This window comes from Methylocystis sp. SC2 (assembly GCF_000304315.1).
GTDB lineage: Bacteria > Pseudomonadota > Alphaproteobacteria > Rhizobiales > Beijerinckiaceae > Methylocystis.
The window spans coordinates 3,376,597-3,400,263 of the sequence record NC_018485.1 but is presented as its reverse complement, the minus strand read 5'-3'; the positions used below and the strand labels follow the sequence as shown (position 1 = coordinate 3,400,263).

The following is a 23,667-nucleotide window of genomic DNA, read 5'->3' as shown; positions in this document are numbered from 1 at the left end:
GATGCGACGAAAGGAAGGCGCCATGAGCACGACCGCAGGCAAGGCGGAAGCCTCACGCAAGGACGGGAAAAAGGAGGGAGACTTAAAAGAGGGGGCCTTAAAAGAGGGAGGCTTGGCGCCGGCCTTCGATCTCCCCGGGGCCGGCGGGGAAAAGATCTCGCTCGCCGGGCTGAAGGGCAAAAAAGTCGTGCTCTACTTCTACCCGAAGGACGACACGTCCGGCTGCACGAAGGAAGCGATAGACTTCAACGCCTTACGCGAGAGTTTCGCGAAGGCCAAGACCGTGGTCGTGGGCATGTCGCCGGACCCGGTCAAGAACCACGACAAGTTCCGCGCCAAATATGAATTGTCGCTGCCCCTCGCGTCGGATGAGGGAAAGGACACGCTCGGCGCCTATGGCGTCTGGGTCGAGAAAAGCATGTATGGCCGCAAATATATGGGCGTCGAGCGCACGACGGTGCTCATCGGTCCCGACGGCCGCATCGCCAAGATCTGGCGGAAGGTGAAGGTTCCGGGCCACGCCGAGGAGGTGCTGGCGGCGGCCAAGGCGCTTTGACGCGCCTTCCGCCGCCCGGGCTTCAGTTGTGGTCGTGTTCGGCTTCGAGAGGAGCGGAATCGGCCGGCGTCGCCGCGCCTGAGCCCTTCTTGGCGATGAGCTTGGCCATGTCCTCCGATCCCTTCTTCGCGGCGGCAAGATCAGGCTTCGTCGCCAGCGCCGCGTCGTAGTCGGCCTTCGCGCGGGCGAAGTCCTTCTTGGCCCGCCAGGCATTGGCGCGGTTGACGAGCGCGCCGACGTAGCCGGCGTCGATTTTCAGCGCCGCGTCGAAGTCGGCGATCGCCTTGTCGAATTCGCCCTTGGCGTAGTGGCAGGCGCCGCGCCCGTTGCGCGCCGCGGCCAGTTTGGGATCGCGCTTCGCGGCCTCGGAAAATGCCGCGATAGCGCGGTCATGATCGCCTTTCCCATGATAGAGGGCCCCCGCCGCGACGTCCGGCGCCGTCGCTTTTGGGTCGGCTTTCGCGGCGTCCCCGAGATCGGCGAGAGCCTTCTCGACATCTCCTTTAGCGCGCCACACATAGGCGCGCGCCAGAAGCGCGGCGGCGTTCTTTTTGTCGGCGGCGAGCGCCTGATTATAGTCGGCGAGCGCGCTGTCGAGATCGCCCTTGGCATGATGCGCGGCGCCGCGCGCGGCCAGAATCACCGATGATTTGGGGTCGATCTCCAGCGCCTTGCCGAAGTCCTCGAGCGCGTGCGCGTAGTCGCCTTTCGCCTGATAGGCGCCGGCGCGATTGACATAGGCCGCCACCTTGTTGTGCGGGGTCTCCTTGTCGATCTCCCGAATAACTTGCGCGCAGCCTGCGATGCGCGCGTCGGGATCAGGCGCGCGGCACTGATTCCACGCGGGGCTGACGCCGCCCTTATGCGCAGCCATGGCGGGCGCGCTGACGACGAGAAGTGAAGCGGCGATGACGGCCGCCGGACACCGCGCCCGCGCGGCCGCGCGCGCTGCGAGAGTGAAACGCTCATGCATGAATTGGGTGGCTCCCCGGACAGAGTGGCGGCGGCATGCTACCCCATCGGGCCTCGCCCGCAACTTGGAAATGATGGAATTTTGAGGCCGCAACCGTCTTTCTATAAGGACTTGAGCGGTCCACGCACATATCCTCCTGAACCGCATCCCAGCCATGTTGCAGCTTTTGGATCGGTCCAGCGCGGACGTGGCGTGCGATTGTGGGCGAATTCTCGGCAAAACCCGTGTTATTTTTGGCTGCGGCCGGCCTCGGCGCGGGCGGGGAGCCGCTGAGACGTCCTAAGTCGCTCCTTAGGACTTCAGACCGAGACCAAAAACGTTTAGAACCAGTTCAATGAGTCTTCTTACCACCAATCCCGAACTGACCGCGGTCTGCGACCGTTTCGCTCGGCATCCCTTCGTCACGGTCGACACCGAATTTTTGCGCGAGACCACCTTCTGGCCGCAGGTCTGCGTGATCCAGCTGGCGTCGCCGGAAGAGGCTGTGGCGATCGACGCCCTTGCCGAAGACCTTGATCTTTCGCCGTTTTTTGGCCTCATGGCCAATCCCGACGTCGTCAAGGTGTTCCACGCCGCGCGCCAGGATCTCGAGATCATCTGGCGCCTCGCCCGACTCATACCCGCGCCGATCTTTGATACGCAGGTCGCGGCCATGGTCTGCGGATTCGGCGAACAGGCGTCCTATCTCGAACTGGTGAAGGCGATCACGCGCGCCAGTCTCGACAAATCGTCGCGATTCACCGACTGGTCGCGCCGACCGCTGTCAAACGCCCAGATCGAATACGCCATCGCCGACGTCACGCATCTTCGCGATATTTACACCGCTTTGCGGGCGCGGCTGGAACGTTCCAATCGCCTTGAATGGCTCGTGGACGAGATGCAGACGCTCACCTCGCCCGCGACCTATGAGCAGCATCCCGAAAACGCCTGGGAACGGCTGCGCCATCGCGCGCGCAAGCCGCGCGATCTCGCCGTTCTGATGGAGCTGGCCGCCTGGCGCGAGTCCGAGGCGCAAACGCGCGACGTGCCGCGTTCGCGCGTCCTGAAGGACGACTTGCTCATCGAGATTGCTCAAGCCGCGCCGCGCTCTGTCGAAGCGCTCGGCAATTTGCGGTCCTTTCCGAAGGGCATGGAGCGCTCCCGCGCGGGCGCCGATATCATCGCCGCTGTGGAGCGCGGCCTCGCGCGCGATCCCGCCACGGTCCCGCGCATTGAACGCGACCGACGCAACTCAAACGGCGCGACGGTCGAGCTGCTCAAGGTCTTGCTGCGTCAGGTGTCGGAGGAGACGGGCGTCGCCGCCAAGATGATCGCGACGGTCGAAGATCTCGAATCCATTGCGCATGACGATCATGCCGACGTTCAGGCGCTGAAGGGCTGGCGCCGCGCGATCTTCGGCGAGAAGGCGCTGGAATTGAAGCGGGGCCGCCTGGCGCTCTCGGTGGAAAACGGCCGGGTCGTCACCTTTGACTGGCAGGCGGCGGACGAGCCCGCAAACGCCGAATAAGCCCCACGCTTGTGCTGCAGCGCAATGGCGCTGCACGGCCTTTTTGCAGGCAAACGAGAGCTGACGAATATTTGTGCGCTACGAAAAACAAATTAATATCAATTAGATAGACAGTAAAAAGGATAATTCACCGCCTTGCGACATTGTCTTGCTGCAATGCAGTAACTACCTTCCAATCCGAGCGAGGCGCGCAGTTCGCTGCGACGGTTGTGCGTTACGCCGGCCCTGCTCCGAAACGGAAGGATATGACATGACTACAGGAAATCGAATTGTCGCGGCGGCGTTCGGCGGAGCGCTGTGCCTTGCAGCAAGCTCGGGCCTGTCCGCCGCCGACGCCTCCTTGACGATGAAGCCGCTCATGGCGGCGAGCTTCGACGCTGGCTCAAAACATGTCGTGAGCTATTTCGTCGGCGGCGAGAACGGCTGCCGTCTCACCATGATGGTCATCGATTCCGCGCTGGACGAGGATCCGACGCCCGCCACCCAGGCGACGCGTCTCGTCGTCACCGTCACGGACGGAAAAGCGGCGTTTTTCGACTCAGCCGTCGGCACGTCCCTGCGCTTCAATTGCGCCGCCGGCGCACAGAGCATGCGCGTGGACAAGATCAATCGAGTCGCGCGCGCTCCCGCAGAGTAGCATCAGAAGGCGGCGCGTCCTGTGACGCGCCGCGTCGCTCGAGAGGCGCGCAACGCCCGCGCGTCAATGCGACAGGAATTTGAACGGCTCGGCGGGAACGAATTTGTCCGAAACTTCGCCCGCCAGAATCGGGCTGCCCGTAAGGTCGAGCTTCGCGGGCTTGGCGCCCGGTTCGAGCTTTAGTTTCGTCAGCTCCACCCAGAAAATCGACGGGTTCAGCGTCGGCTCGAAATAATAGAGCCGATCATTGATGTCGGTGACCGAACGCCATCGCGTCGAGGCGATGTTCGGCTCCTGCGGCGTGGATATCCCAAGCGGCACCGAGACGTTTCGAATGATCGAAAAGACGCTGGCGATCGCCACGCGCCTGTCGTCGACCTTCGGCGTCGCGTTCAAATTCCAGCTGGCGCGGGCGAAGCGATCGGACGCGCGATGCGTGCCGGGCAGGAAATTCGACCCGCCGATCTCGACCCAATAGGTGTTGAGCGCAAGCTGCTGATCGAACGGCGGGGAATTGGTCATCACCGTGTATTTGGGATTGTGATGGATGACGAGCTTGCCGCCGAGATATTCGAGTATCGCGCTGTCGCCAGTCTGATCGGCCAGCGCCATATGGCTCGCCGCTTTGACCCCGCCGGGAAGATCGGGCGCGACGATCGCGAAGGGCTCCTTTTGCAGCGCCTTCACCGCATCCGCAACGGTCGCGTAGTTGTCGAGGACATATTGCGCCCAGCCGCCGACGGACAGCAGCGGCTTCTTGGAGGCTTTGGGGTCTCCGTAATCAGCTTCGGCAAGATAGAGAAGATTAACCGCGAGCCCTGCGTCATTCATGCCTTCAGCCGTGGCCGCGTTGTAAAAATCGGCGATGAGCGACCCATGTTTCGAGGTCCATTTGATCGACCCCGGACCAACGCCGCCGTCGCGCGCCATGCCGCGCGGGAACGACCACAAGCTTGTTCGCGGATCGACGTCCCAGTCCATCGTCCGGCCCACAAGATAGTCCTTGTCGGCGGTCCCATAGAGCACGCGCGTGCAGGCGTCGGCGCTCCCGCACATCGATGCGATCGCAACGGCGGCCGCCAGAAGCCCTCTTGCGAATTGCCTGTCCATATCGAGTTCCTTTCAAATAAGCCCGTTTGCAGAGTGAACCGCTTTTGGATCAGGGCGCCACTTCGATCAGCGCGTCGGCGCCCATCAGCTTGCCGAGCGCCTTCAAACGATTGAGCACGCGCTCGCTCGCAAGATCGGCGTAAGCGGCAGGTAAGGAGAGCGTCGCCGCGTGATCGCAGACCCGCAAGCGCGTGCGCGGCAGCACGCCCGGCATCGACGCTGACAACAAATAGGCGACCCGCATGAGCGCCCCGAGAATGCGCGCGCGCGCGAAAAGGCGCGTCGTCAACAAGGTGCGCAGATCCGCAAGGCCTTCCACTCCGTCGAGCCCTTCGTGACGGAAGACGATGGCGAGCGACAGGAAGGCGCGGCCGGGATGATCAATGGCGACGAAGGGCCCCTGCGTGACGATGTTCATGGCGCGCTGCGCGCGATATTCCGGATGGGCGCGCCAAGCGATGTCCGAGAGCAGGCAGGCGGCGTGGCGCAGCCGGCGTTCCTCGTCGGTTTCATCAATGCCGCTTTTTTCCATATAGGCGTCCGTCCAATCGATGAGATCGTCGCCATAGCCCGGCGCGCGCGCGAATGTCGCTTCCAATTCGCGCGTCGCCGCGAGCAAGGGATCGACGCGACGCTCGGCCGGCGACAGGCGCTCATACAACATGCCTTCGCGCACGCCCGCGGCCGAAATCACGATTTCGCGCGGCTTGGCGCGGCGGATGATCTCGTCAAGCACGATCGCGCCATAGGCGAGCAGCGGCCGGCGCGCCGCCGAAACGAAGTCGATGTCCTCGAGCGCCTCGCTGTCGATATGTTCGACAAGTTCGGCGAAGTCGGCGGCTTCGCTCGTCTGAATGCGGTAATGATGCATGACGCCGAGCGCATAGTTGCGCTGACGCATGTGGAGTTTGGCGAGCGATCGCCAGGTGCCGCCGACCGCGTAAAAGGTTCGGCCCTTGAGATGATCGAGCGGCTTCGCGTCGGCGATCGCCTTGCGGGCGATGCGCGTCGCTTCGCGCATCGAGCGCCGCGAGGCGTCCATCAGCGCGAGTCCGCCGAGCGGCAGGGTGATCCCCTTGCCGAGCGCTTCCTTGTGGACGTCGATCAGTTCGAGCGAGCCGCCGCCGAGGTCGCCCACGACGCCGTCCGGCTCATGAATCGCCGAAATGACGCCAAGCGCGGAAAGCTCCGCCTCGCGGCGGCCCGAAAGCAGCGAAATGTCGCGCTGGATGGCGTCGCGCGCCGCGTTCAGAAAAACATCGCCATTCTTGGCGCCGCGCACCGCCGCGGTGGCGATCACCTGGATGTCGTCGACGCCCATGGTTTCGCAAAGCGCCCGATAGCGGCGCAGCGCCTTCATCGCCTTGTCGACGCCGTCATCGGGAAGCCGGCCTGTCGTGACGACGCCCTTGCCGAGACCGCACATGGCCTTTTCATTGAAGATCGGGGTCAGCGCGCGCGAGAGCGCCTGATAGGCGACGAGCCGCACCGAATTCGAGCCGATGTCGACGATCGCGACAGGCTTCGGCGCGCAGTCGGAGCGCTGCGTCGCGCCGCGCGCCGCCGCCTCAAGCATTTTGGCCGCGCTTTAAGAGCGAGCGCGGCCGCCAATCCTTGAGCGATTTTCCGCGACCGGAAAGCGAGGGATTGGTCATGAAATATTTATGCGCGTTGAAACGCTCCTCGCCTTCGGGCGGGACAATGCGCAGCGACGAGCCGTCCGGCAGGACGCGATAGCTCTGCTCATTGTCGATGAGATTGGCGAGCATGATCTGATCGAGCACCTGCTGATGCACCGTCGGATTGACGATCGGCATCATCGCCTCGACCCTTCGATCGAGATTGCGCTGCATCAGGTCGGCGGAAGAAATATAGACGTGCGCGCGCGGATGCGGCAGCACATAGCCGCCGCCGAAGGCGTACACACGCGCGTGTTCGAGAAAGCGGCCGACGATCGACTTCACGCGAATGTTATCGGACAGTCCGGGAACGCCGGGCCGCAGACAGCAGATGCCGCGCACGATGAGTTCGATCGAGACGCCCGCTTGCGACGCCGCATAAAAGGCGTCGATGATTTCAGGATCGACAAGCGCGTTGCATTTGCCCCAGATGACGCCAGGCTTGCCGGCCTTCACGAAGGCGATTTCCTGCTCGATATGCTCGAGAAGCTTCTTCTTGAGCGAAATCGGCGACACCGACATGCGCTCAAGCCCGGCCGGCTCGGCATAGCCGGTGATGTAATTGAAGATGCGCGAGATGTCCCTTCCGATCACCGGGTCGGCGGTGAACACCGAAATGTCCGTATAGATGCGCGCCGTCACGGGGTGATAATTGCCGGTTCCGACATGGCAGTAGGTGACGAGGCCGCCGCCTTCCCGGCGCACGACGAGCGACAATTTGGCGTGCGTCTTGAGCTCGATGAAGCCGAAGACGACTTGCGCGCCGGCGCGTTCGAGATCGCGCGCCCAGCGAATATTCGCTTCCTCGTCGAAGCGCGCCTTCAGTTCGACGAGCGCGGTGACGGATTTGCCCGCCTCCGCCGCCTCCACAAGCGCGCGCACGATCGGACTGTTGTTGGAGGTGCGATAGAGCGTCTGCTTGATGGCGATGACATTGGGATCGCGCGCCGCCTGCTGCAGGAACTGCACCACGACGTCGAAGGATTCGTATGGGTGATGGACCGCAAGGTCCTTCTGCTTGATCGCCAGGAAACAGTCGCCGCCATTGTCGCGCACCCGTTCCGGAAAGCGCGGGTTGTAGGGCTTGAATTTCAGCTCCGGCCGGTCGAGCGCGACGAGTTCGGAAAGATCGTTGAGGGCCAACATCCCGTCGATCTCGAACGTCTCGGGCTCGTTGACGTCGAGCTCTTCCGCCACGAGCGCGCGCAAGGTCGCCGGCATGTCCGCCGCCACTTCGAGCCGGATGACCGAACCGCGCCGGCGCCGCTTCAACGCGGTCTCAAAAAGAAGCACGAGATCTTCGGCTTCCTCCTCGACTTCGAGATCGCTGTCGCGGATGACTCGGAACAGGCCCTGCGCCCGCAGCAAATAGCCAGGAAACAGCCGCTGCGCGTTCATCGCGATCAGCGTTTCGAGCAGCATGAAGCGCTCGCGGCCGGCGACGCCCGCCGTCGCCGGCAAGCGCACGAAGCGCTCGATCTTCGGCGGCAGCCGGACCAGCGCCTGCAGCGTCTTGCGATCGCCGGGGCGCACCAGTTCGAGCGCCAATGTGAAGCCGAGATTGGGGATGAAAGGAAACGGATGCGCCGGATCGACCGCGAGCGGCGTCAGCACCGGAAAGACGCGGCTGAGGAAATATTCCTCGAGCCACTCGCGGTCGGCCTTGGAGACGTCCGCGGGCTCGACGATGACGATGCCGACGCCCTCGATCTCGGCGCGAAGTTCGCGCCAGCGCCGCAATTGCTCGCTCGTCAATAGCGTGACGCGCTCGGTGATCTTCGTCAGCTGCTCGGCGGGCGTCAGTCCGTCCTCGGAGCGCGCGGTCACGCCGGAGCGCACCTGCCCGCGCAGGCCGGCGACGCGCACCATGAAGAATTCGTCGAGATTATTGGCCGAGATCGACAGGAAACGCAGTTGCTCAAGCAACGGGTGATTGCGGTTGGAGGCCTCCTCCAGAACCCGGCGATTGAATTCCAGCCAGGACAGTTCCCGATTGATGAAGCGCTGCGGAGAGGCGGCGAGCTTGGCGGGATCCTCCACGAGAATCTCGTCGGCGCAATCCATCACGGCGATATCGGCCCCCGTGCGCTGGGCGGCGAGTTTATCCTGAATATGCGGCTTCATTTTCATTTCCCGTCCCGGCCATCATGCCACAGGCCTGCGCGGCGGCGAAGCCGTTCGGCCGAATCCTTAAGTAAACCTCTCAATAACCTTGGCCGCGAGCGCCCGTGTGACAGGCCGTCCCTGCGCCAAAGCCTCGCGGTCGAGGGCGGCGACAAAGGCCCGGGCGGCGGCGAGAGAGCGCTCCAGCCTCAGCGCGGCGAAGGCCAGCGCCGGCGGTTCGACGAGGAGCTGTCGGTCAGCGAAGAGCTTCACCAGAACCGCGCGCATCAACATGTCGTCCGGCGCGCCGATTTCGACGACCGGCGCGCGGCGCAAACGCGACAACAGGTCGGGAAGCCGCGTGTCTCCCGCCTGCGGCGGGCGGGCCGCGCTCATCAGCAGGAAGGCGCCGCTTTCGTTCACAAAATTCAGAAGATGGAACAGCGTGGTTTCGTCCGCGACGCGGTCGACGTCGTCGATGACGATGGCGCGCGGCGCCTGGGCGACCAGCGCCTCCAGGGTCGGCAGGGCGCCGGGCGCAACGACAAGCGCGCCCGCGCGCGCCGCCCAAATGGCGCAGAGGTGGGATTTTCCCGCGCCGGCGGGCCCGATCAGCGCGAGAACCCGATCCGGCCAATTCGGCCAGCGTTCGATCATGTCGAGCGCCGCCCGGTTCGATGCGGCGGGCAGAAACTCTTCACGTCCGAAGCGCGGCGTCGTCGGCAGATCGAGCGGCAACTGACGTCCCGGCTCGCATGTTTCCGGCGCGCCGGCCTTTGTCATGCGCGGTCGCGGATCGGGTGCTGATAGAGCGCGCTCCCGCGGTAGCGTTTTGCAAGAAAGCGCATGAAGGCGCCGAGCGCCGCCGCGACAGGCACGGCGACGATAAGGCCCGTAAATCCGAAAAGCGCGCCGAAGGCCAGCAAGGCGAACATGATCCAGACCGGATGCAGACCGACGGAGGCGCCGACGAGCCGCGGCGAGAGCACATAGCCGTCCATGATCAGTCCCGTCGTCACGATCGCCACCGCCTCGATCGGCAGATGGATGTGCGGCCAGCCCTGAACGATCGCGACGATGATCGATAGAACGAAGGCGGTGACGGAGCCGACGTAGGGGATGAAACTCAGAAAACCCGCGATGACGCCGATAAGGAACCCGAAATTCAGCCCGATCGCCGAAAGCCCGCCCGCATACCAGACGCCAAGGAACAGGCAGACAAGCGACTGTCCGCGCACGAAGCCGGCGAGCGCGCGGTCGATGTCGCGGGCGAGCGAGCGCACGTCGTCGCGATGGCGCGGCGGAATCAGATCGTCGATGATGGCGACCATGTGATCCCAATCGACCAGCATATAGAAGGCGACGACCGGCGTGATGACGATGAGCGAGATCACGTTGATGAGCGCATAACCGCGCCACAACAGCGATTTCACGAAATCGCCGAGCAGCGTCGCGCCCTGGCTCGTGAGGTCGTTTATATATTTTTGCGCATCGAAAGACGCCGCGGCGCCGCCGAGCCCGAATTCCTGCAACCACCCATTGATGGAATCGCTGGTGACGCGCTCGCTCCACTGCGTCAGGAGGCCATGCAGCGTCTGCAAATAGCCCGGCAGCGAGGTGAGGAAGCCCGCAAGCTGATGCGAAAGAATCGGAACCAGAACAACGGCCGCGGTCCCGACGACCAGAAGAAAGACGACGAGCAGAAGACCCGCGGCCCCCAGTCTAGACAGGCCCAGCCGCTGCAGCCGGTCGGCCACGGGGTCGAGCAGATAGCCGAGCGCGGTTCCGGCGACGAAGGGCGCGAGCACCGGGCTCAGGAAATAGAGCGACAGGCCTAGCGCCAGAAGCGTCAAGCCCCAGAGCCCGAGCTGCCGTTCGAGGCTCAGTCCCGCCCATTGCAGCTGCCGCATCTCGGCGTCGTCGCCAGCGTCGAGAGGCGGCGGAATGACCGCCGGCTGCGCAGCGCCGGAGCCGGGCGTCGGTTTTCTCTGTGACATGTCACAGCCTCATATGCTGGACCCAAAGCCACAGATAGACGCAGGCGGAAGCGACGGTCAATGCGGCGACGAGGGCGATGAGCGCCACATTTAGCAGCGGAATATGAACGCCGTATGCCTGAGCGGCCAGGACGACGCCGGCGAACACCAGTTGCGCGGCGGTGGTCGCCTTGGAAGAAAAATGTGGATGCACCTTCATCGGCCGGCCCATGAGCCATGACAGCGACACCGCCCCGGTGATCATGACGTCGCGAAACACCACCATGATGGCGAGCCAGGCCGGCAGCGCGTCGACGATCGCCAGCGTCACATACATCGAAACGATGAGCGCCTTGTCCGCGATGGGATCGAGAATCGCGCCAAGTTCGGATTGGAGGCGGTAGGTCCGGGCCAGCCAGCCGTCGAGGGCGTCGGACAGGCCGGCGACGGCGAACAGCAGGAAGGCGGCGATCCATTGCCGCTCGACGATCAAGATGATCGTCGCCGGCGTCAGCACGAGACGACCGATGGTGATGAAATTCGGAAGAGAAGCGAACCAATCGTTAGTCATGACGCATGATTATCTGGCGCGCGCGCCGAGCTTGTCACCACTTGGCCATCGCCCCGCGCGCGCCCGGAAGAAACAAGCGCCGCGAGTCCGAGCGCTATGGCGACGAGCGCCAGAAGCAGCGTCGAGATGGCGTTGATCTGCGGCGAAACGCCCAACCGTATTTGCGAGTAGATGCGCATCGGCAGCGTCGTCGCGCCGGGTCCCGTCGCAAAACTGGCGATGACAAGGTCGTCGAGAGAAAGCGTGAACGCCAGGAGATAGGCGGTGACGATCGCCGGCGCGATCTGCGGCAACGCCACGCGGACGAAGGCCCCAAAAGGCGTCGCCCCGAGATCCATCGCCGCTTCTTCGAGCGCCGGATCGCTGTCGCGCAGCGCCGCGAGAATCGCGACCGTCGTGAAACACATCGTCAACGTCACATGACCGATGACCAGCGTGATGAAGCCTCGTCCGACCCCCAAGGCGACGAAACAGGTGAGGAGCGCGAGGCCGAGCACGACCTCCGGCAGAACCAGCGGGGCATGAACGGCCCCGAAAAACAGCATGCGCGTGCGAAAGCGGCCGAAACGCGCGAGCGCTATGGCGGCCAGAAGTCCCAGCAGAGTCGCGATGGTGGCCGAGGTCAGCGCGGCGGCGAGGCTGATCTTCGCTGAATGTAGAAGCTGCTCATTCTCCAGGAGCGCCGCATACCATTTCGTCGAAAATCCGCCCCAGACGGAAACGAGACGCGACGCGTTGAAGCTCATCGCCGCGAGAATGACGATCGGGGCGTAAAGGAAGACAAAGCCGATAAAAAGGGTCGCGCGACGCGCCCACGAGACGGCCGCGCTCATCGGACGTCGTCCTCATCGGCGAGCCGCGCCCGCTCCCACAGCAGCAGCGGAATCATCAACACGGCGACGAGCGCGATCGCCGCGGCTGAGGCCGCCGGCCAGTCGTGATTGGAGAAGAAGTCGTTCCACAAGGTTCGCCCGATCATCAGCGTCTCGGACCCGCCGAGGAGATCGGGAATGACGAATTCGCCGACCGCCGGAATGAAGACAAGAAGCGCGCCCGCAACCACGCCTTCACGCGACAGCGGCAGCGTCACGCGCAAGAAAACTTGCGCCGGCGACGCCCCGAGATCCGCCGCCGCCTCGCGAAGGCTGGGGTCCTGCCGCTCCAGCGCCGCATAGAGCGGCAGCAGCATGAACGGCAGATAGGAGTAGACGATGCCGACGACGACGGCGCCCGTCGTCGCGAACATCTGCAGCGGCGCCGAAATGAGGCCGAGCGCCATCAGCGCGTTGTTGATCAACCCCTCGTCCTTCAGCAGCGCGATCCAGGCATAGACGCGGATGAGAAAGCTCGTCCAGAACGGGGCCGCGGCAAGGCCGATGAGCATGGGACGCAGGCGCTCGGGCGCGCGCGCCATGGCGAGCGCGAAGGGATAGGCGATGATCAGCGTGATCAGCGTCGAGACCGCGGCGATGGCGAGCGAGGACAGATAGGATTCGAGATAAAGCGTGTCGCTCATCAGGGCGCGATAGGCGTCGAACGAAAAGGTCTGCGCCTTGGCCCAGATGGCGGCCAAACTGTCGGAAGGCTCAAAAATCGGCCGATAGGGCGGGCGCGCCAGCACCGACTGCGAAACGGAAATTTTGGCGATGAGCAACATCGGCGCAAGGAAAAAGGCGCCGATCCACAGATAAGGCGCCGCGATCACGAGCCGCTCGCCCAACGAGAGTCGGCGCTGCGCGCTCATGCCACGGCGTCCTCGCGGCGCGCGGCGCATGGGGCGCCCTCATCCTGAGGAGCGCCTGAAAGGCCCGTCTCGAAGGACGAGGGCGTCGCGTCGCGTCGCGGATGTCCTTGTCCTTCGAGACGGCCTCTCCGAGGCCTCCTCGGGATGAGGCAATCCGCATTGCGCCGCGCGCTCATTGTTAACCTCACCCTATCTCTCCTCCGCGAGAAGCGTTCCCGCGCCAGGCGGAAAACTGAGCCTCACGGCGTCGCCGATCGCGTGGCGCTCGCCATGGCCCGCCGCCGCCCGCAGAACGATGTCCCTGGCGACGCGCACCCGCAGCAGCGTCGTTTCGCCGCGAAACACGAAGTTCTCGACGAAGCCCGCGATCCCCTCGCCGTCGCGCGCAACGCCAATGCGCTCGGGGCGAACGCTGAGCGTCGCCTGCGCGCCATCGGGAAAATCTCCAGGCTCGCAGGGGATTCGTCCGAACTCGGCGACCAGCGCCGCGGCGCCATTGCGGTCCAGCCGTCCCTCGATGAAATTGGTTTCGCCGACGAAGCCGGCGACGAAGCGCGTCGCGGGGCGGTCGTAAACCTCCATCGGCCCGGCGACCTGCTCCACCCTGCCCGCCCGCATCACCGCAATGCGGTCGGCGAGCGCCAGCGCTTCGTCCTGGTCATGCGTGACGATGACGAAGCTCGTCTGCGTCAGCCGTTGGATTTTCTTGAGCTGAAACTGCGTCTCTTCGCGCAGCTTGCGATCGAGCGCGGCCAGCGGCTCGTCGAGCAGCAGCATTTTCGGACGCGGCGCGAGCGCCCGCGCCAGCGCCACGCGCTGCTTCTGTCCGCCGGACATTTCGTCGATTCGCCGATGGCCAAAAGCCGAAAGCTGCGTCATCGCCAGCAATTCAGTGACGCGCGCGTCGATGGCGTCTCTCGTCTCGCCTTGCCGTCGCAGACCGAAGGCGATGTTCTCAAAGACATTGAGATGCGGAAACAACGCATAGGACTGAAACATCATGTTCACCGGTCGCCGATAGGGCGGCACGCCCGAAAGATCGACGCCGTTCAACGCGATCGTTCCGGCGTCCGGCGACTCGAAACCCGCGATGCAACGCATGAGCGTGGTTTTGCCGCAGCCCGAGGGTCCGAGCAGCGCGAAGAATTCGCCGGCCCCCACCTCGAGCGACACGTTCTCGAGCGCAACGACGGCGCCGAATTTTTTGCTGACGCTTTTAATCGACAGCAGCGGCGCGCTCACCCGCCGGCCTCGTCGCGACGAAATTCGGCGCGCCAGTGGCGCGCGAGGCCGCCGCTCGCCGGAATATCTTCCAGCGCAACGAGCCGAAGACCGTCGACGGCGAGCGCCTCGATGTCCCTGCGCGCGAGCGGCCATGGCGGGCCGCCAAGGTCTTCGCCTTCATCACGCGCGCGCGAGATGACGAGCAGCGTTCCGCCCGGCGCGACAAAGGCGGCGAGCGCCCGCGCGGCGTCAGGCAGAAGCGCCTCGGGCAGCGCCTGCAAGGTGTAAAGCTCATGCACGAGATCGAAGGCGCCGCGCCATTCCGATGGCGCAGCGAAGAGATCGGCGACGCGATAGTCGACCTTGCTCTGCGGAAAACGCTGGCGCGCCCATTCAACCGCGCGCTCCACGAGATCGAAGGCGACGACATGCGCGCCGGCGCGCGCCAGCGCTTCGGCGTTGTCGCCCAACCCGCAGCCGACGTCGAGCGCGCGAAGGCCGACGAGCGAGCGCGCCGCAAGCCAATCTTCAAGCAGCGGGCGCGGCTCAAGATGCGCCCAGGGCACGGCCGCCGCATCGTTCTCGGCGAGAGCGTAGACCGCCTCGAACCATTCCCGGCGCTTGGGATCCGCCTCGATCCCGCCGGGACGCTTATGCGGATCAACGGCGTCGAGCCTTTCGCGCGCCCTGGCGCGGCGCTCGGCGAAATCTTCACCGAGAGCGCGCTGCAAAAAAGCGGAATCCGCGCTTGGAGCGCGCTCGACGCCTTTGGAATCGATCATCTCATTCGCATCTGGGCGATCCCGCCCGGAGGCGGCGAGATCTATGCTTTCGGTTCGCGCGCCTTCTCTTCCCATCCGCCGCTCTCGCTCTGCTGGTGATAGACGAGGCTATAGCCCAGATCGCGCAGTTCTTTCCATTGCGCGCGCGCGTCGGTAAGTTCGGCGTCGTCGCGCCCGTCGAACACCAGCGCGGCGCGTTCGCGCGGCGCGCCGGAGCCGGCGAGCGCCGGGGCGATGCGGGCGCCCTCCACGAAAAACCGCACATCGGCGTCATTGGGATTGTCGTTACCGCAGGTGAGATAGATCGGCTGCGCCTCCGCCGCGCCGTCGGCTTTCGTCCCGTGCGGGAGAAAGCTTTCCGGACGGTACGACCAGAGATCGGCGTCAAGCCGCTGGAGGCGCGCTTCGCTCATCGCCTGCACGATGGCGCGCCAGCCGCGCGCGCGCGAACGTTCGAGGAGCATTGGCAACGTCTGCTCCACCGTGGCGCGCGTGAGATGATAGAAGGCGATCTCGGGCATGTCGGGCAGCTTTCGCTCCCGCTATGTCGGAACTCTCCGCCTCGCGCAAGTTCTACGCCCGGTAGCCTTGTCCAGGGCGGCCGGCGTTTCCCCTTGGGCGGAGTCCCAATCGCTGGCGGACGGGCGGCCTTTGCTAACCATCAGCGAGGCCTGAGCGCGAGTTTTAAGTCTCGCCCGGCGTCCAGGAGGGCGGATCGCTTGCCGGAAAGGATTCGAGCCCGGCCTGATAGACGTCGTCCTTGGGCGCCTCCCAGACCACGCTGATGGTCAGGGCGTTCTTGACTTTGAGGGGCGAAGCGGCCGTTGACGCGGCGTATTCCGCCTCCATCCATTCAGCCGCCGAGGCGACGGAGCCCTTCAGCACGACTTCTCCCCCGACGATCTCGACCGAGATCGACTTGGCGTCCGCCAGAGGGCTCTTGTCGAGGGCGTCGCGGACGGCGTCGCGAAGCCCTACTGTGTCCATATCGGTCATCGCAGCCTCGGCCCAAAGCGCCCCAGCCCGAAGGCTGAGGCGCGACGCTTTGCAGCTCTTACATATGGGCCGTGGTGACAGATCGTTCCATAGGCTTCATAAAGCCGATCGCGAGCAGGACGACCGCCAGCACTGCATGTAGCCAGTGGTCGGCGTGGTTCATCGCGATCAGCCCGCCGAGTTCAGCGACGTTCGGCGCAATGAAGCCCAGGATGGCGAGCGCCGTGTAGACGATGGCCAGCGTGCGAATCATGAGGACCGGGACGCCGAAATAAGGGCTGAGCAGCAAGAGCGCTCCGGTGATCAGATGCACGAAGTTATGGGCGGCGTTCACGTGGAAGTAGCCGCCGTCATAGACGATCGGATTGGGGACGAACCCCAAGAGGCCAACCGCCACGAACACGACGCCGAGGATGGTCGCGATGAAATCGGCGTTCCATCGAGATTCGATCATGATGCGTTCCTTTCAGTCCAGGACCAACTGAACTGACCATCAGATCGGGCGGTGCAACAACATTTCCAATTAAAAAGCGGACAGAATAACGTATTTATGCGCATGCTGAAGCTTTAGCAGCAACTCCTGGCGTCAACGCGGCAAGATTTATTTGATCTATCCTCCATCTGTTTCTTGACGCTCTTCACAAGAAGACGCGTCATCTTACGGCACCGCCAAATCTTCTACTCTGCAGCAGAGAATCGAGAGCCAAACAAGAGAAGAGCTCCCGAGTTTGGGCTGAGCTGACTGACAGAGCCTCTTGCCTCGCGCCCAGACCGAGCGATCGTCAATTACCCCTCATAATAGTCGCGCACCAGCCGGTCCAAGAGCCGGACGCCCCAGCCCGCGCCCCAGCTCTGGTTGGTGTCGCTCATCGGCGAGCCCATGCCGGTGCCGGCGATGTCGAGATGCGCCCAGGGCGTCTTGCCGACGAAACGCTGCAGGAATTGCGCGGCGGTGATCGAGCCGGCGTGGCGCCCGCCGGTGTTCTTCATATCGGCGAACTTCGAGTCGATCAGCTTGTCGTAAGCCGGACCCATCGGCATGCGCCACAGCTTCTCGCCGATGTGGCTCCCGGCTTTGGTCAGGCGATCGGCAAGCTCGTCATTGTTCGAGAACAACCCGCCATATTCCTGTCCCAGGGCGACGAGAATGGCGCCGGTGAGCGTCGCCAGATCGATCACCGCGGCCGGCTTGTGGTTCTCGATGACGTATGTCAGCGCGTCGGCGAGGACGAGCCGACCTTCGGCGTCGGTGTTCACGATCTCGATCGTCTGGCCCGACATGGACTTGACGATGTCGCCCGGCCGCTGCGCCTTGCCGTCCGGCATGTTCTCGACGAGGCCGAGCACGCCGACGACATTGGCCTTCGCCTTGCGCGCGGCGATCGCGTACATGGCGCCGGTCACGGCGGCGGCGCCGGCCATGTCGCCCTTCATGTCCTCCATCGAGGCGGCGGGCTTGATCGAAATGCCGCCCGAGTCGAAAACGACGCCCTTGCCGACGAAGGCGATCGGCGCCGCCCCCTGGGCGCCGCCGCTCCAGCGCAGCACGACGAGCCGGGCGCCCGCCTCCGACCCCTGCGCGACGCCGAGCAGCGCCCGCATCCCGAGTTCGGCCATCGCCTTCTCGTCGAGGACCTCGACCTCGACGCCGAGCTTCATCAGCTCCGACGCGCGGCGGGCGAATTCCGGCGGAGTCAGGACGTTCGCCGGCTCATTGACGAGCGTCCTTGCGAGCATGACGGCGTCCGCCAAATGGCCGCCATCCGACATCTCGGCGCGATGGCTGTCCGGATCGGCCAAAGCGACGACGACCTCCATCGGTCCGTCGCGTTCGGCCTCGTCCTTCTTCTTTGTCTTGTAATGGTCGAATTTGTAGGCCCGCATCCAGCCGCCGAGCGCGAATTGGCCGACCGAGTCGTGAGCGGCGGAAACCCCTTCCGGCAGGTCGAACAGCACGACCGCCCGCGCCCCCGGACCCACTTTCGCCGCGGTTTGTCCGCCAAGCGCCAAGAAGTCCTCGAAGGGCTTGGCGGCTTCGCCGCCCTCCGCCCCGGACTCGTCCCCGACGCCGACGCCCATCAGTATCACTCGGCTGGCGGGCGCGCCGGGCGCCGCCAGAATCTCGAGCGACGTTCCCGACTTGCCTTTGAATTTCGCCGCCGCGGCGGCGCGCGAAAGATGCGCGGCCGCATCCTTGAGCACGCTGGCGGCGCGCTCGCCCATGGCGAGATCGCGGCCCACGAAAACGACGAGCGTGCGCGGATGCCCAGCGTCCTCGGGCTGGCGCAGCAGCGCTTCAACGGCGTCGAATGGCTGGAGTTCATATTTGGCGTTGACGAGCATCAGGGCCTCTTGCCTGCTCCGCCGAAGCGGAAGCCGTTCCGGCGCAAATGCGTCGGTTTTTTGAGAAAGTTAGCGCCGGCGGCGCGCCAGGCGCGCGATTTGACGGGAGCGGCCCGTAATATCTTCCGGCGGGCGTCGGCGGTCAATCGCGCCTCCGTGCATTTTTTGAACCATTCCAGATTCCCGTCCCGCCGCGGAATCGCCGCGATCGTTCCGCAGAAATCCGGCGTGGCGCAAAAGCAACGCTCGCGAATTGAATGTCTTGGAACGGCTCGCCGGGGCCATGACACGCTTGCGCGCCAAGACGCCAGCGTCTAGCGATCGTTAACTGAGCCTTAACGTTCCGCGTTCGGGGCGGCGCGCCAAAGCACGAAGGAGGAAAGCCGCAGCCATGATCGGGGCGACGATCACGCGCTATTTCGCGCTGCGGTTCATGCGCACGATCCTGGCGATCTTCTTTACGATCTTCTGCTTGATGTTCGTCGTGGTCTTCGTCGAGATGCTGCGGCGCGCCAGCGACAATCCGCAGGCCGGGGCCGCGACCGTCGCGCTGATGACGGCGATGCGGGTGCCGGCGGCCGCCGAGATGATCTTGCCCTTCGCCGTTCTCTTCGGATCGATGGCGACCTTCGTCGACCTCACCAGGAAGCTTGAATTGATCGTCGCCCGCGCCGCCGGCATGTCGGTTTGGCAGTTCATCGCGCCGCCGGCGCTCACCGCCCTGCTCATCGGGGTCGTGTCCGTGGCGATCTACAACCCGCTCTCGGCTTCGATGAAACAGCGCTCAGAACAAATGGAGTGGGATCTTTTCGGCGTGCCCGGCAGTTTGCGCATCGACCATGGCGTCTGGCTGCGCCAGCACGGCGTGGACGGCCTCGCCATCATGCACGCCATGAACTCCTCGAACGGCGGCTCGGAGCTCGCGGGGGTCAGCGTCAACATTTACGCGGCGCGCGGCGGCTTTCTGGAGCGGGTCGAAGCGCATCGCGCGCGACTCGAGCCGGGAGTCTGGGTGCTCGAAAACGCGCAGGTCAGCCTGCCCGGAGAGCCGGCGCGCAACGTCGGTTCGTACATGCTGGCCACCGACCTGACGCCCGAGCAGGTGGCGGCGGCGACGACGCCGCCACAGGGCACGCCCTTCTGGTCGCTGCCGGAAATGACGGCGCGCACGGCCGAAGCGGGTCTCGACGCGACCGGCTATCGACTGCAGTTTCAGACGCTTCTTGCGCGACCGCTGCTGCTTGTCGCGATGGTTCTCGTCGCCGCTTCCTTTTCATTAAGATTCTTTCGATTTGGCGGGGTCGCAAAAACCCTTTCGGGTGGCGTGGCCGCAGGCTTCGTGCTTTACATCGTTACTAAAGTCCTCTCGGATCTCGGCGGCGCAGGCATGATCAGCCCTGTAGTGGCCGCATGGTCGCCTGCGCTTGTCGGGAGCATGTTGGGCACGGTGATTTTGCTCTATTCGGAGGACGGCTGATGGCGCTCACCAGCTCCTCCCGGCGCCTATCCATCCTTGCGGCCGCGCTCGCGCTCGCCGAAGCGGCTTTCGCCACGCACGCCGCCGCCGCGCCGCCGGCCGCGGGCGCCGAAGCGCGCATGGTCGTCGAGGCCAAGGAGCTCGTCTACGACGAGAAAAGCAACACCGTCACGGCGCGCGGGGCCGTCCAGATCTATTACAAGGGCCGGCTGCTCGAAGCCGACCGCGTCACCTATGACCGCAACACGTCGCGCGTCTTCGCCGAGGGCCACGCCACGCTGACCGAAACCGACGGCTCGATCGCCAGGGCCGAGCGTTTCGACTTCACGGATGATTTCAAGAACGGGTTCATCGACAGCCTGCAGGTCGACTCCGTCAACAACACGCATTTCACCTCGCCGCGCGCCGAGCGGGCCGGCGAGACGACGACCTTCGAAATGGGCACCTACACCGCCTGCGAGGCCTGTCGAGACGATCCCGCAAAGCCGCGCACGTGGTCGGTTCGCGCCAAACGGATCATTCACGACAACGTCGAGAAGATGATCTATTACGAGGATGCCTCCTTCGAACTTCTTGGCGTGCCGGTCGCCTATGTGCCGTTCTGGTCGTCGGCGGACCCTTCGGTGAAGCGCAAGTCCGGTTTTCTGTCGCCGGTTTTCATTTATCGCCAGCAGCTCGGCGCCGGCGTGGGCGTGCCTTACTTCTGGGCGATCGCGCCGGATTACGACCTGACCGTAACGCCGATTTATTTTTCCCGGCAGGGTCCGTTCGTCACGGCCGAATTCCGTCAGCGCTTTGACAATGGCGGCTATACGATCCGCGGTCAGGGCACGCATGTGGGAGACACGAGCGCCTTTGCGCAAGCCCCCTTCGGCGCCGGCGGCAAGCAATGGCGCGGCGCCATCCAGTCTTTTGGCGAATTCTGGCTCAACGACCGTTGGCGCGCCGGCTGGGACATCACGGCGCTGTCCGATCGCTACTTCCTGCAGGACTACCAGCAATACAACTATCTCCTGCAGAACTATTTCTTCCGCGAAGCGTCGTCGACGATCTATCTGACCGGCCAAGGACCGCGCAGCTATTTCGACATGCGCGGATATTATTTCCAGCTGCTGTCGCCCAATGACGTGCAGGCGCAGCAGCCCGTCGTCCATCCGGTGATCGACTATAATCGCGTCTTCGACATTGATCCTGCAGCGACGGCGGGCGTTGGCGGACAGGTTGAACTCGACGCCAATGTGACGAGCACGTCCGCCAACGTCGCGAACTTCGAGTCCATACAGCCGCGCACGCTCGACCGCATCTATAGCCTGTACAACGTTTGCCAGATCTACGCGCGGGCGAGCGACCCGGCGCAGAGCGGCTGTCTGTTGCGCGGCGTCGGCGGCGATTACCAGCACGCGACGATCAGCGGCGCCTGGAAGCGTAAAATCATCGACCCGGTCGGCGGCGTGTGGACCCCGTTCGCGTTCGCGCGTTTCGTCGGAAGCTATCTCGATTACGACCGGCAAGGCTTGTTCCCGATCTATAACCAAAGCCTGTCGCCGATCCCCAACGCCGCGCAGGGCCAGTTCTTCAACGGCGCCGACAACCGCTTCCGCGGCCAGGCGCTCCCGGGCTTCGGCGCCGAATGGCGCTACCCGATCCTTGCCAGAAGCTTTATCGGCGACATCGTCTTCGAACCGATCGCCCAAGTCGTCGCGCGCCCCAATCAGACGTCGATTCCGTCGCTGGTGAACATGGACGCGCAAAGCCTCGTCTTCGACGATTCGACGCTGTTCGAATGGAGCAAATTCTCCGGCTATGACCGGTTCGAGACGGGCACGCGCCTCAACTATGGCGGCCAGGCCACCCTGTCGCTGTCCAATGGCGGCTTCATCAACGCGATGATCGGCCAGTCGCGCCAGATCGCCGGCGCCAACTCCTACGCGCAGGCTGACGCCGCGAATGTCGGCCTCGATTCCGGCCTCGACTCGCGCGCGTCGGACATCGTCGGGCGCTTCGCGTTTGCGCCCTCGTCCGTTCTCAGCCTCGCCGCCAAGGGCCGCTTCGACAAGGGGAGCTTGCGCGCGCGGCGAGTCGACGTGTTCGCGACAATGAATCTGGATCCGATCTCGCTCCAGCTCCAATACGCGAATTACGCTTCACAGCCGGCGATCGGCTTTGACGTGCGTCGCCAGGGACTCTCCGCGTCCGGAAAATACGACATCACCAAAAACTATTTCCTGACCGGCACCGTCACCTTCGATATGAGCCGCTATCTCTACAACTCTCTCACCAATCCGACGTCCGTCTTTTATGCGACGACGCTTACCGGCTCAAATCTCGTCGGCTCGGCGCCCCTGTTCTCGGTCGCAACGCTCGGCGGCGGCATCGGCTATCAGGACGAATGCACGACGCTGTCGGTCAATTATTCGCAGATCTATCAGCCGCAGTCCTACACAGGCCTGCCGGCCCGCAGCCAGACGGTAATGGTCACGCTCCAGCTGCGCACCCTGGGCGAAGCGAAATTCAACTACGGCGTCGGTTCGGTGCTGGTGAACGACGGCGTTCGGACCAACCAGTCGCGCTAAGCCATTCGCGTGAAATGCGCCAACCTTGCGTCAGGAGGACGGCCGCCGCCCCCTGTGCTAAAAGCGCCGCGACGAAGGGATCGACACGAATGCGCTGTCGCGCAAAGGAGAATGCAATGAGCTTTTTTATCTCGCTCGCCGCCGGCGCATGTCTCGCTCTCGGCGCGGCGACGCCGCTCTTCGCCGAGGAGCTTTCGGGCAAGCAGAAGGTCGAGATCGAGAAGGTCGTGCACGACTATCTCCTTGCGAACCCGGAAGTGGTCCGGGAAGCAATTGACGAGCTTGGAAAGCGCGAAAAGGTCGCCGAGGCCGCCACGCGGGAAAAAGCCGTCGGCCAGCACGGCGACAAAATCCTGAATTCGCCCAACCAGGCCGTCGTGGGCAATCCTGGCGGCGACGTCACGCTCGTCGAATTCTTCGACTATAACTGCGGCTACTGCAAGCAGGCGATGGCTTCGGTCGGCAAGTTGATCGAGGCGGATCCCAAGCTGCGGGTGGTGCTCAAGGATTTCCCGATTCTGGGGCCCGACTCCGTCGAGGCGGCGCAGGTCGCGACCGCTGCGCGCATGCAGCTCGACAGCCAGAAGTTCTGGGATTTCCATCGCAAGCTGCTCTCGACTCGCGGCCACATCGGCAAGCAGCAGGCGCTGGCGGCGGCGAAGGAGGTCGGCGCCGATATGCCCCGTCTCGAGAAGGACATGTCGAGCGCGGAGACAAAGGCCGCGCTGAAGGAAGTCGCCACGCTGGCCGATGAGCTGCGGTTCGATGGAACGCCCGCCTGGGTCATCGGCAAAGAGGCGATCATCGGCGGCGTGCCCTACGCGCAACTGAAAGCCAAGATCGAAAACATGCGCAAATGCGGCAAGACCGCCTGCTAGGGCGGCGACGGGCTTTCTTTGCGGCGACAACAAGGCTAAGACAGGCGGCCTGCCGCCTTTGAGATTTTTCGGGGAACGTTTTCGGAAGCGCTATGTCAGCCGTCCACGTGCTTAACGGTCCCAATCTCAATCTTCTCGGCAAGCGGGAGCCCGCGATATACGGAACAGCGTCGCTCGACGATATCCGCGCGACGCTGGAGAAGCGTTGCGCCGAACGCGGCGTATCGCTGGTTTTCCGGCAGTCCAACCACGAGGGCGATCTCGTCGACTGGATCCAGGAAGCCGGCGGCGCGGGCGCGCCGGTCATTTTGAACGCCGGCGCGCTGACGCACACATCCATCGCGCTCTATGACGCGATCAAGGGCGCGGAGGCTGTCGTCATTGAAGTGCATCTGTCCAATGTGCACGCACGCGAAAGCTTTCGGAGCCATTCCTTCATCTCGCCCGCGGCGCGCGGCGTGATCGCGGGATTCGGCCCGCTCTCATACCTTCTCGCCCTTGACGCTGTCTTTGAAAACGAACTGAGAAAGAGCTGAGA

At 64.2% G+C, this 23,667-nt stretch carries 22 protein-coding genes; 7 read left to right on the top strand and 15 right to left on the bottom strand.

Annotated features, from left to right (window positions below; all coding sequences use genetic code 11):
* The first annotated feature begins 22 nt into the window (after positions 1 to 22).
* Entirely contained in the window at positions 23 to 556 is a 534-nt protein-coding gene (locus BN69_RS16440) for a peroxiredoxin (protein ID WP_014892775.1), read from the top strand.
* A 22-nt stretch (positions 557 to 578) separates the two neighbouring features.
* On the opposite strand, the gene BN69_RS16435 is transcribed toward BN69_RS16440, so the two are convergent.
* Positions 579 to 1,529, bottom strand: coding sequence for a tetratricopeptide repeat protein (locus tag BN69_RS16435; protein WP_014892774.1), 951 nt, complete (start codon positions 1,527 to 1,529; stop codon positions 579 to 581).
* A gap of 334 nt (positions 1,530 to 1,863) precedes the next feature.
* Here BN69_RS16435 and rnd point away from each other — a divergent pair, with 334 nt between their 5' ends.
* Together rnd and BN69_RS16425 are read left to right on the top strand one after the other, a co-directional pair.
* On the top strand, positions 1,864 to 3,036 hold the full coding sequence (gene rnd, locus BN69_RS16430; RefSeq protein ID WP_014892773.1) for a ribonuclease D: 1,173 nt from the start codon (positions 1,864 to 1,866) through the stop codon (positions 3,034 to 3,036).
* Positions 3,037 to 3,286: 250 nt separating this feature from the next.
* Positions 3,287 to 3,673 (top strand): hypothetical protein, encoded by a 387-nt coding sequence (locus tag BN69_RS16425; protein ID WP_014892772.1) that lies wholly within the window; start codon positions 3,287 to 3,289, stop codon positions 3,671 to 3,673.
* A 63-nt stretch (positions 3,674 to 3,736) separates the two neighbouring features.
* On the opposite strand, the gene BN69_RS16420 is transcribed toward BN69_RS16425, so the two are convergent.
* The 14 genes from BN69_RS16420 to BN69_RS16355 form a co-directional block, all read right to left on the bottom strand.
* Positions 3,737 to 4,783 carry a linear amide C-N hydrolase gene (locus tag BN69_RS16420; protein ID WP_014892771.1) on the bottom strand — a complete coding sequence of 349 codons (1,047 nt, stop codon included), beginning with the start codon at positions 4,781 to 4,783 and terminating at the stop codon, positions 3,737 to 3,739.
* A 49-nt stretch (positions 4,784 to 4,832) separates the two neighbouring features.
* Complete coding sequence (gene ppx / locus BN69_RS16415) at positions 4,833 to 6,359, bottom strand: exopolyphosphatase (RefSeq protein ID WP_014892770.1); 1,527 nt, start codon at positions 6,357 to 6,359, stop codon at positions 4,833 to 4,835.
* A complete protein-coding gene (locus tag BN69_RS16410) occupies positions 6,352 to 8,586 on the bottom strand; it encodes an RNA degradosome polyphosphate kinase (protein ID WP_014892769.1) in 2,235 nt (744 codons plus the stop codon). Before BN69_RS16410 ends, ppx begins: the two co-directional genes overlap by 8 nt.
* A 66-nt stretch (positions 8,587 to 8,652) precedes the next feature.
* Complete coding sequence (locus tag BN69_RS16405; protein ID WP_014892768.1) at positions 8,653 to 9,348, bottom strand: P-loop NTPase family protein; 696 nt, start codon at positions 9,346 to 9,348, stop codon at positions 8,653 to 8,655.
* The gene (locus BN69_RS16400; protein WP_014892767.1) at positions 9,345 to 10,562 is read right to left on the bottom strand and encodes an AI-2E family transporter; all 1,218 of its coding nucleotides are present in this window, start codon (positions 10,560 to 10,562) and stop codon (positions 9,345 to 9,347) included. The genes BN69_RS16405 and BN69_RS16400 overlap by 4 nt, the downstream gene beginning before the upstream one ends.
* Position 10,563: 1 nt before the next feature.
* Positions 10,564 to 11,112, bottom strand: a complete 549-nt coding sequence (locus BN69_RS16395; protein ID WP_014892766.1) for a CDP-alcohol phosphatidyltransferase family protein — start codon at positions 11,110 to 11,112, stop codon at positions 10,564 to 10,566.
* Positions 11,109 to 11,945 (bottom strand): ABC transporter permease, encoded by an 837-nt coding sequence (locus BN69_RS16390; RefSeq protein WP_014892765.1) that lies wholly within the window; start codon positions 11,943 to 11,945, stop codon positions 11,109 to 11,111. The genes BN69_RS16395 and BN69_RS16390 overlap by 4 nt, the downstream gene beginning before the upstream one ends.
* Positions 11,942 to 12,856: an ABC transporter permease gene (locus BN69_RS16385; RefSeq protein WP_014892764.1), complete on the bottom strand. Its 915-nt coding sequence runs from the start codon at positions 12,854 to 12,856 to the stop codon at positions 11,942 to 11,944. Before BN69_RS16385 ends, BN69_RS16390 begins: the two co-directional genes overlap by 4 nt.
* Before the next feature lie 189 nt (positions 12,857 to 13,045).
* Positions 13,046 to 14,098, bottom strand: a complete 1,053-nt coding sequence (locus tag BN69_RS16380) for an ABC transporter ATP-binding protein (protein WP_014892763.1) — start codon at positions 14,096 to 14,098, stop codon at positions 13,046 to 13,048.
* Positions 14,095 to 14,862: a class I SAM-dependent methyltransferase gene (locus BN69_RS16375; protein WP_014892762.1), complete on the bottom strand. Its 768-nt coding sequence runs from the start codon at positions 14,860 to 14,862 to the stop codon at positions 14,095 to 14,097. Before BN69_RS16375 ends, BN69_RS16380 begins: the two co-directional genes overlap by 4 nt.
* 41 nt (positions 14,863 to 14,903) lie before the next feature.
* Positions 14,904 to 15,383: a DNA polymerase III subunit chi gene (locus BN69_RS16370; protein ID WP_014892761.1), complete on the bottom strand. Its 480-nt coding sequence runs from the start codon at positions 15,381 to 15,383 to the stop codon at positions 14,904 to 14,906.
* A 163-nt stretch (positions 15,384 to 15,546) separates the two neighbouring features.
* Positions 15,547 to 15,858, bottom strand: a complete 312-nt coding sequence (locus tag BN69_RS16365; protein ID WP_014892760.1) for a BON domain-containing protein — start codon at positions 15,856 to 15,858, stop codon at positions 15,547 to 15,549.
* Positions 15,859 to 15,916: 58 nt separating this feature from the next.
* Entirely contained in the window at positions 15,917 to 16,312 is a 396-nt protein-coding gene (locus BN69_RS16360) for a DUF4383 domain-containing protein (RefSeq protein ID WP_014892759.1), read from the bottom strand.
* 332 nt (positions 16,313 to 16,644) lie between these two features.
* A complete protein-coding gene (locus BN69_RS16355; RefSeq protein ID WP_014892758.1) occupies positions 16,645 to 18,201 on the bottom strand; it encodes a leucyl aminopeptidase in 1,557 nt (518 codons plus the stop codon).
* 391 nt (positions 18,202 to 18,592) lie between these two features.
* Between BN69_RS16355 and lptG the strand changes: the two genes are divergently transcribed.
* The 4 genes from lptG (at position 18,593) to aroQ (ending at position 23,665) form a co-directional block, all read left to right on the top strand.
* A complete protein-coding gene (lptG, locus tag BN69_RS16345; RefSeq protein WP_014892756.1) occupies positions 18,593 to 19,678 on the top strand; it encodes an LPS export ABC transporter permease LptG in 1,086 nt (361 codons plus the stop codon).
* Positions 19,678 to 22,251: an LPS-assembly protein LptD gene (locus tag BN69_RS16340; protein WP_014892755.1), complete on the top strand. Its 2,574-nt coding sequence runs from the start codon at positions 19,678 to 19,680 to the stop codon at positions 22,249 to 22,251. Before lptG ends, BN69_RS16340 begins: the two co-directional genes overlap by 1 nt.
* A gap of 89 nt (positions 22,252 to 22,340) precedes the next feature.
* Positions 22,341 to 23,129 (top strand): DsbA family protein, encoded by a 789-nt coding sequence (locus tag BN69_RS16335; RefSeq protein WP_014892754.1) that lies wholly within the window; start codon positions 22,341 to 22,343, stop codon positions 23,127 to 23,129.
* A 92-nt stretch (positions 23,130 to 23,221) separates the two neighbouring features.
* On the top strand, positions 23,222 to 23,665 hold the full coding sequence (aroQ, locus tag BN69_RS16330; protein ID WP_014892753.1) for a type II 3-dehydroquinate dehydratase: 444 nt from the start codon (positions 23,222 to 23,224) through the stop codon (positions 23,663 to 23,665).
* Positions 23,666 to 23,667: the final 2 nt, after the last annotated feature.

What these genes read in the sequence shown, in the direction of transcription:
- BN69_RS16395 (WP_014892766.1), bottom strand. Translation starts at nt 11,112, where the DNA reads ATGACTAACGATTGGTTCGCTTCTCTTCCGAATTTCATCACCATCGGT.
- BN69_RS16340 (WP_014892755.1), top strand. Translation starts at nt 19,678, where the DNA reads ATGGCGCTCACCAGCTCCTCCCGGCGCCTATCCATCCTTGCGGCCGCG.
- BN69_RS16400 (WP_014892767.1), bottom strand. Translation starts at nt 10,562, where the DNA reads ATGTCACAGAGAAAACCGACGCCCGGCTCCGGCGCTGCGCAGCCGGCG.
- lptG (WP_014892756.1), top strand. Translation starts at nt 18,593, where the DNA reads ATGATCGGGGCGACGATCACGCGCTATTTCGCGCTGCGGTTCATGCGC.
- aroQ (WP_014892753.1), top strand. Translation starts at nt 23,222, where the DNA reads ATGTCAGCCGTCCACGTGCTTAACGGTCCCAATCTCAATCTTCTCGGC.
- BN69_RS16375 (WP_014892762.1), bottom strand. Translation starts at nt 14,862, where the DNA reads ATGATCGATTCCAAAGGCGTCGAGCGCGCTCCAAGCGCGGATTCCGCT.
- BN69_RS16360 (WP_014892759.1), bottom strand. Translation starts at nt 16,312, where the DNA reads ATGATCGAATCTCGATGGAACGCCGATTTCATCGCGACCATCCTCGGC.
- BN69_RS16365 (WP_014892760.1), bottom strand. Translation starts at nt 15,858, where the DNA reads ATGACCGATATGGACACAGTAGGGCTTCGCGACGCCGTCCGCGACGCC.
- BN69_RS16385 (WP_014892764.1), bottom strand. Translation starts at nt 12,856, where the DNA reads ATGAGCGCGCAGCGCCGACTCTCGTTGGGCGAGCGGCTCGTGATCGCG.
- BN69_RS16405 (WP_014892768.1), bottom strand. Translation starts at nt 9,348, where the DNA reads ATGACAAAGGCCGGCGCGCCGGAAACATGCGAGCCGGGACGTCAGTTG.
- BN69_RS16370 (WP_014892761.1), bottom strand. Translation starts at nt 15,383, where the DNA reads ATGCCCGAGATCGCCTTCTATCATCTCACGCGCGCCACGGTGGAGCAG.
- ppx (WP_014892770.1), bottom strand. Translation starts at nt 6,359, where the DNA reads ATGCTTGAGGCGGCGGCGCGCGGCGCGACGCAGCGCTCCGACTGCGCG.
- BN69_RS16335 (WP_014892754.1), top strand. Translation starts at nt 22,341, where the DNA reads ATGCGCTGTCGCGCAAAGGAGAATGCAATGAGCTTTTTTATCTCGCTC.
- BN69_RS16440 (WP_014892775.1), top strand. Translation starts at nt 23, where the DNA reads ATGAGCACGACCGCAGGCAAGGCGGAAGCCTCACGCAAGGACGGGAAA.
- rnd (WP_014892773.1), top strand. Translation starts at nt 1,864, where the DNA reads ATGAGTCTTCTTACCACCAATCCCGAACTGACCGCGGTCTGCGACCGT.
- BN69_RS16410 (WP_014892769.1), bottom strand. Translation starts at nt 8,586, where the DNA reads ATGAAGCCGCATATTCAGGATAAACTCGCCGCCCAGCGCACGGGGGCC.
- BN69_RS16425 (WP_014892772.1), top strand. Translation starts at nt 3,287, where the DNA reads ATGACTACAGGAAATCGAATTGTCGCGGCGGCGTTCGGCGGAGCGCTG.
- BN69_RS16435 (WP_014892774.1), bottom strand. Translation starts at nt 1,529, where the DNA reads ATGCATGAGCGTTTCACTCTCGCAGCGCGCGCGGCCGCGCGGGCGCGG.
- BN69_RS16390 (WP_014892765.1), bottom strand. Translation starts at nt 11,945, where the DNA reads ATGAGCGCGGCCGTCTCGTGGGCGCGTCGCGCGACCCTTTTTATCGGC.
- BN69_RS16420 (WP_014892771.1), bottom strand. Translation starts at nt 4,783, where the DNA reads ATGGACAGGCAATTCGCAAGAGGGCTTCTGGCGGCCGCCGTTGCGATC.
- BN69_RS16355 (WP_014892758.1), bottom strand. Translation starts at nt 18,201, where the DNA reads ATGCTCGTCAACGCCAAATATGAACTCCAGCCATTCGACGCCGTTGAA.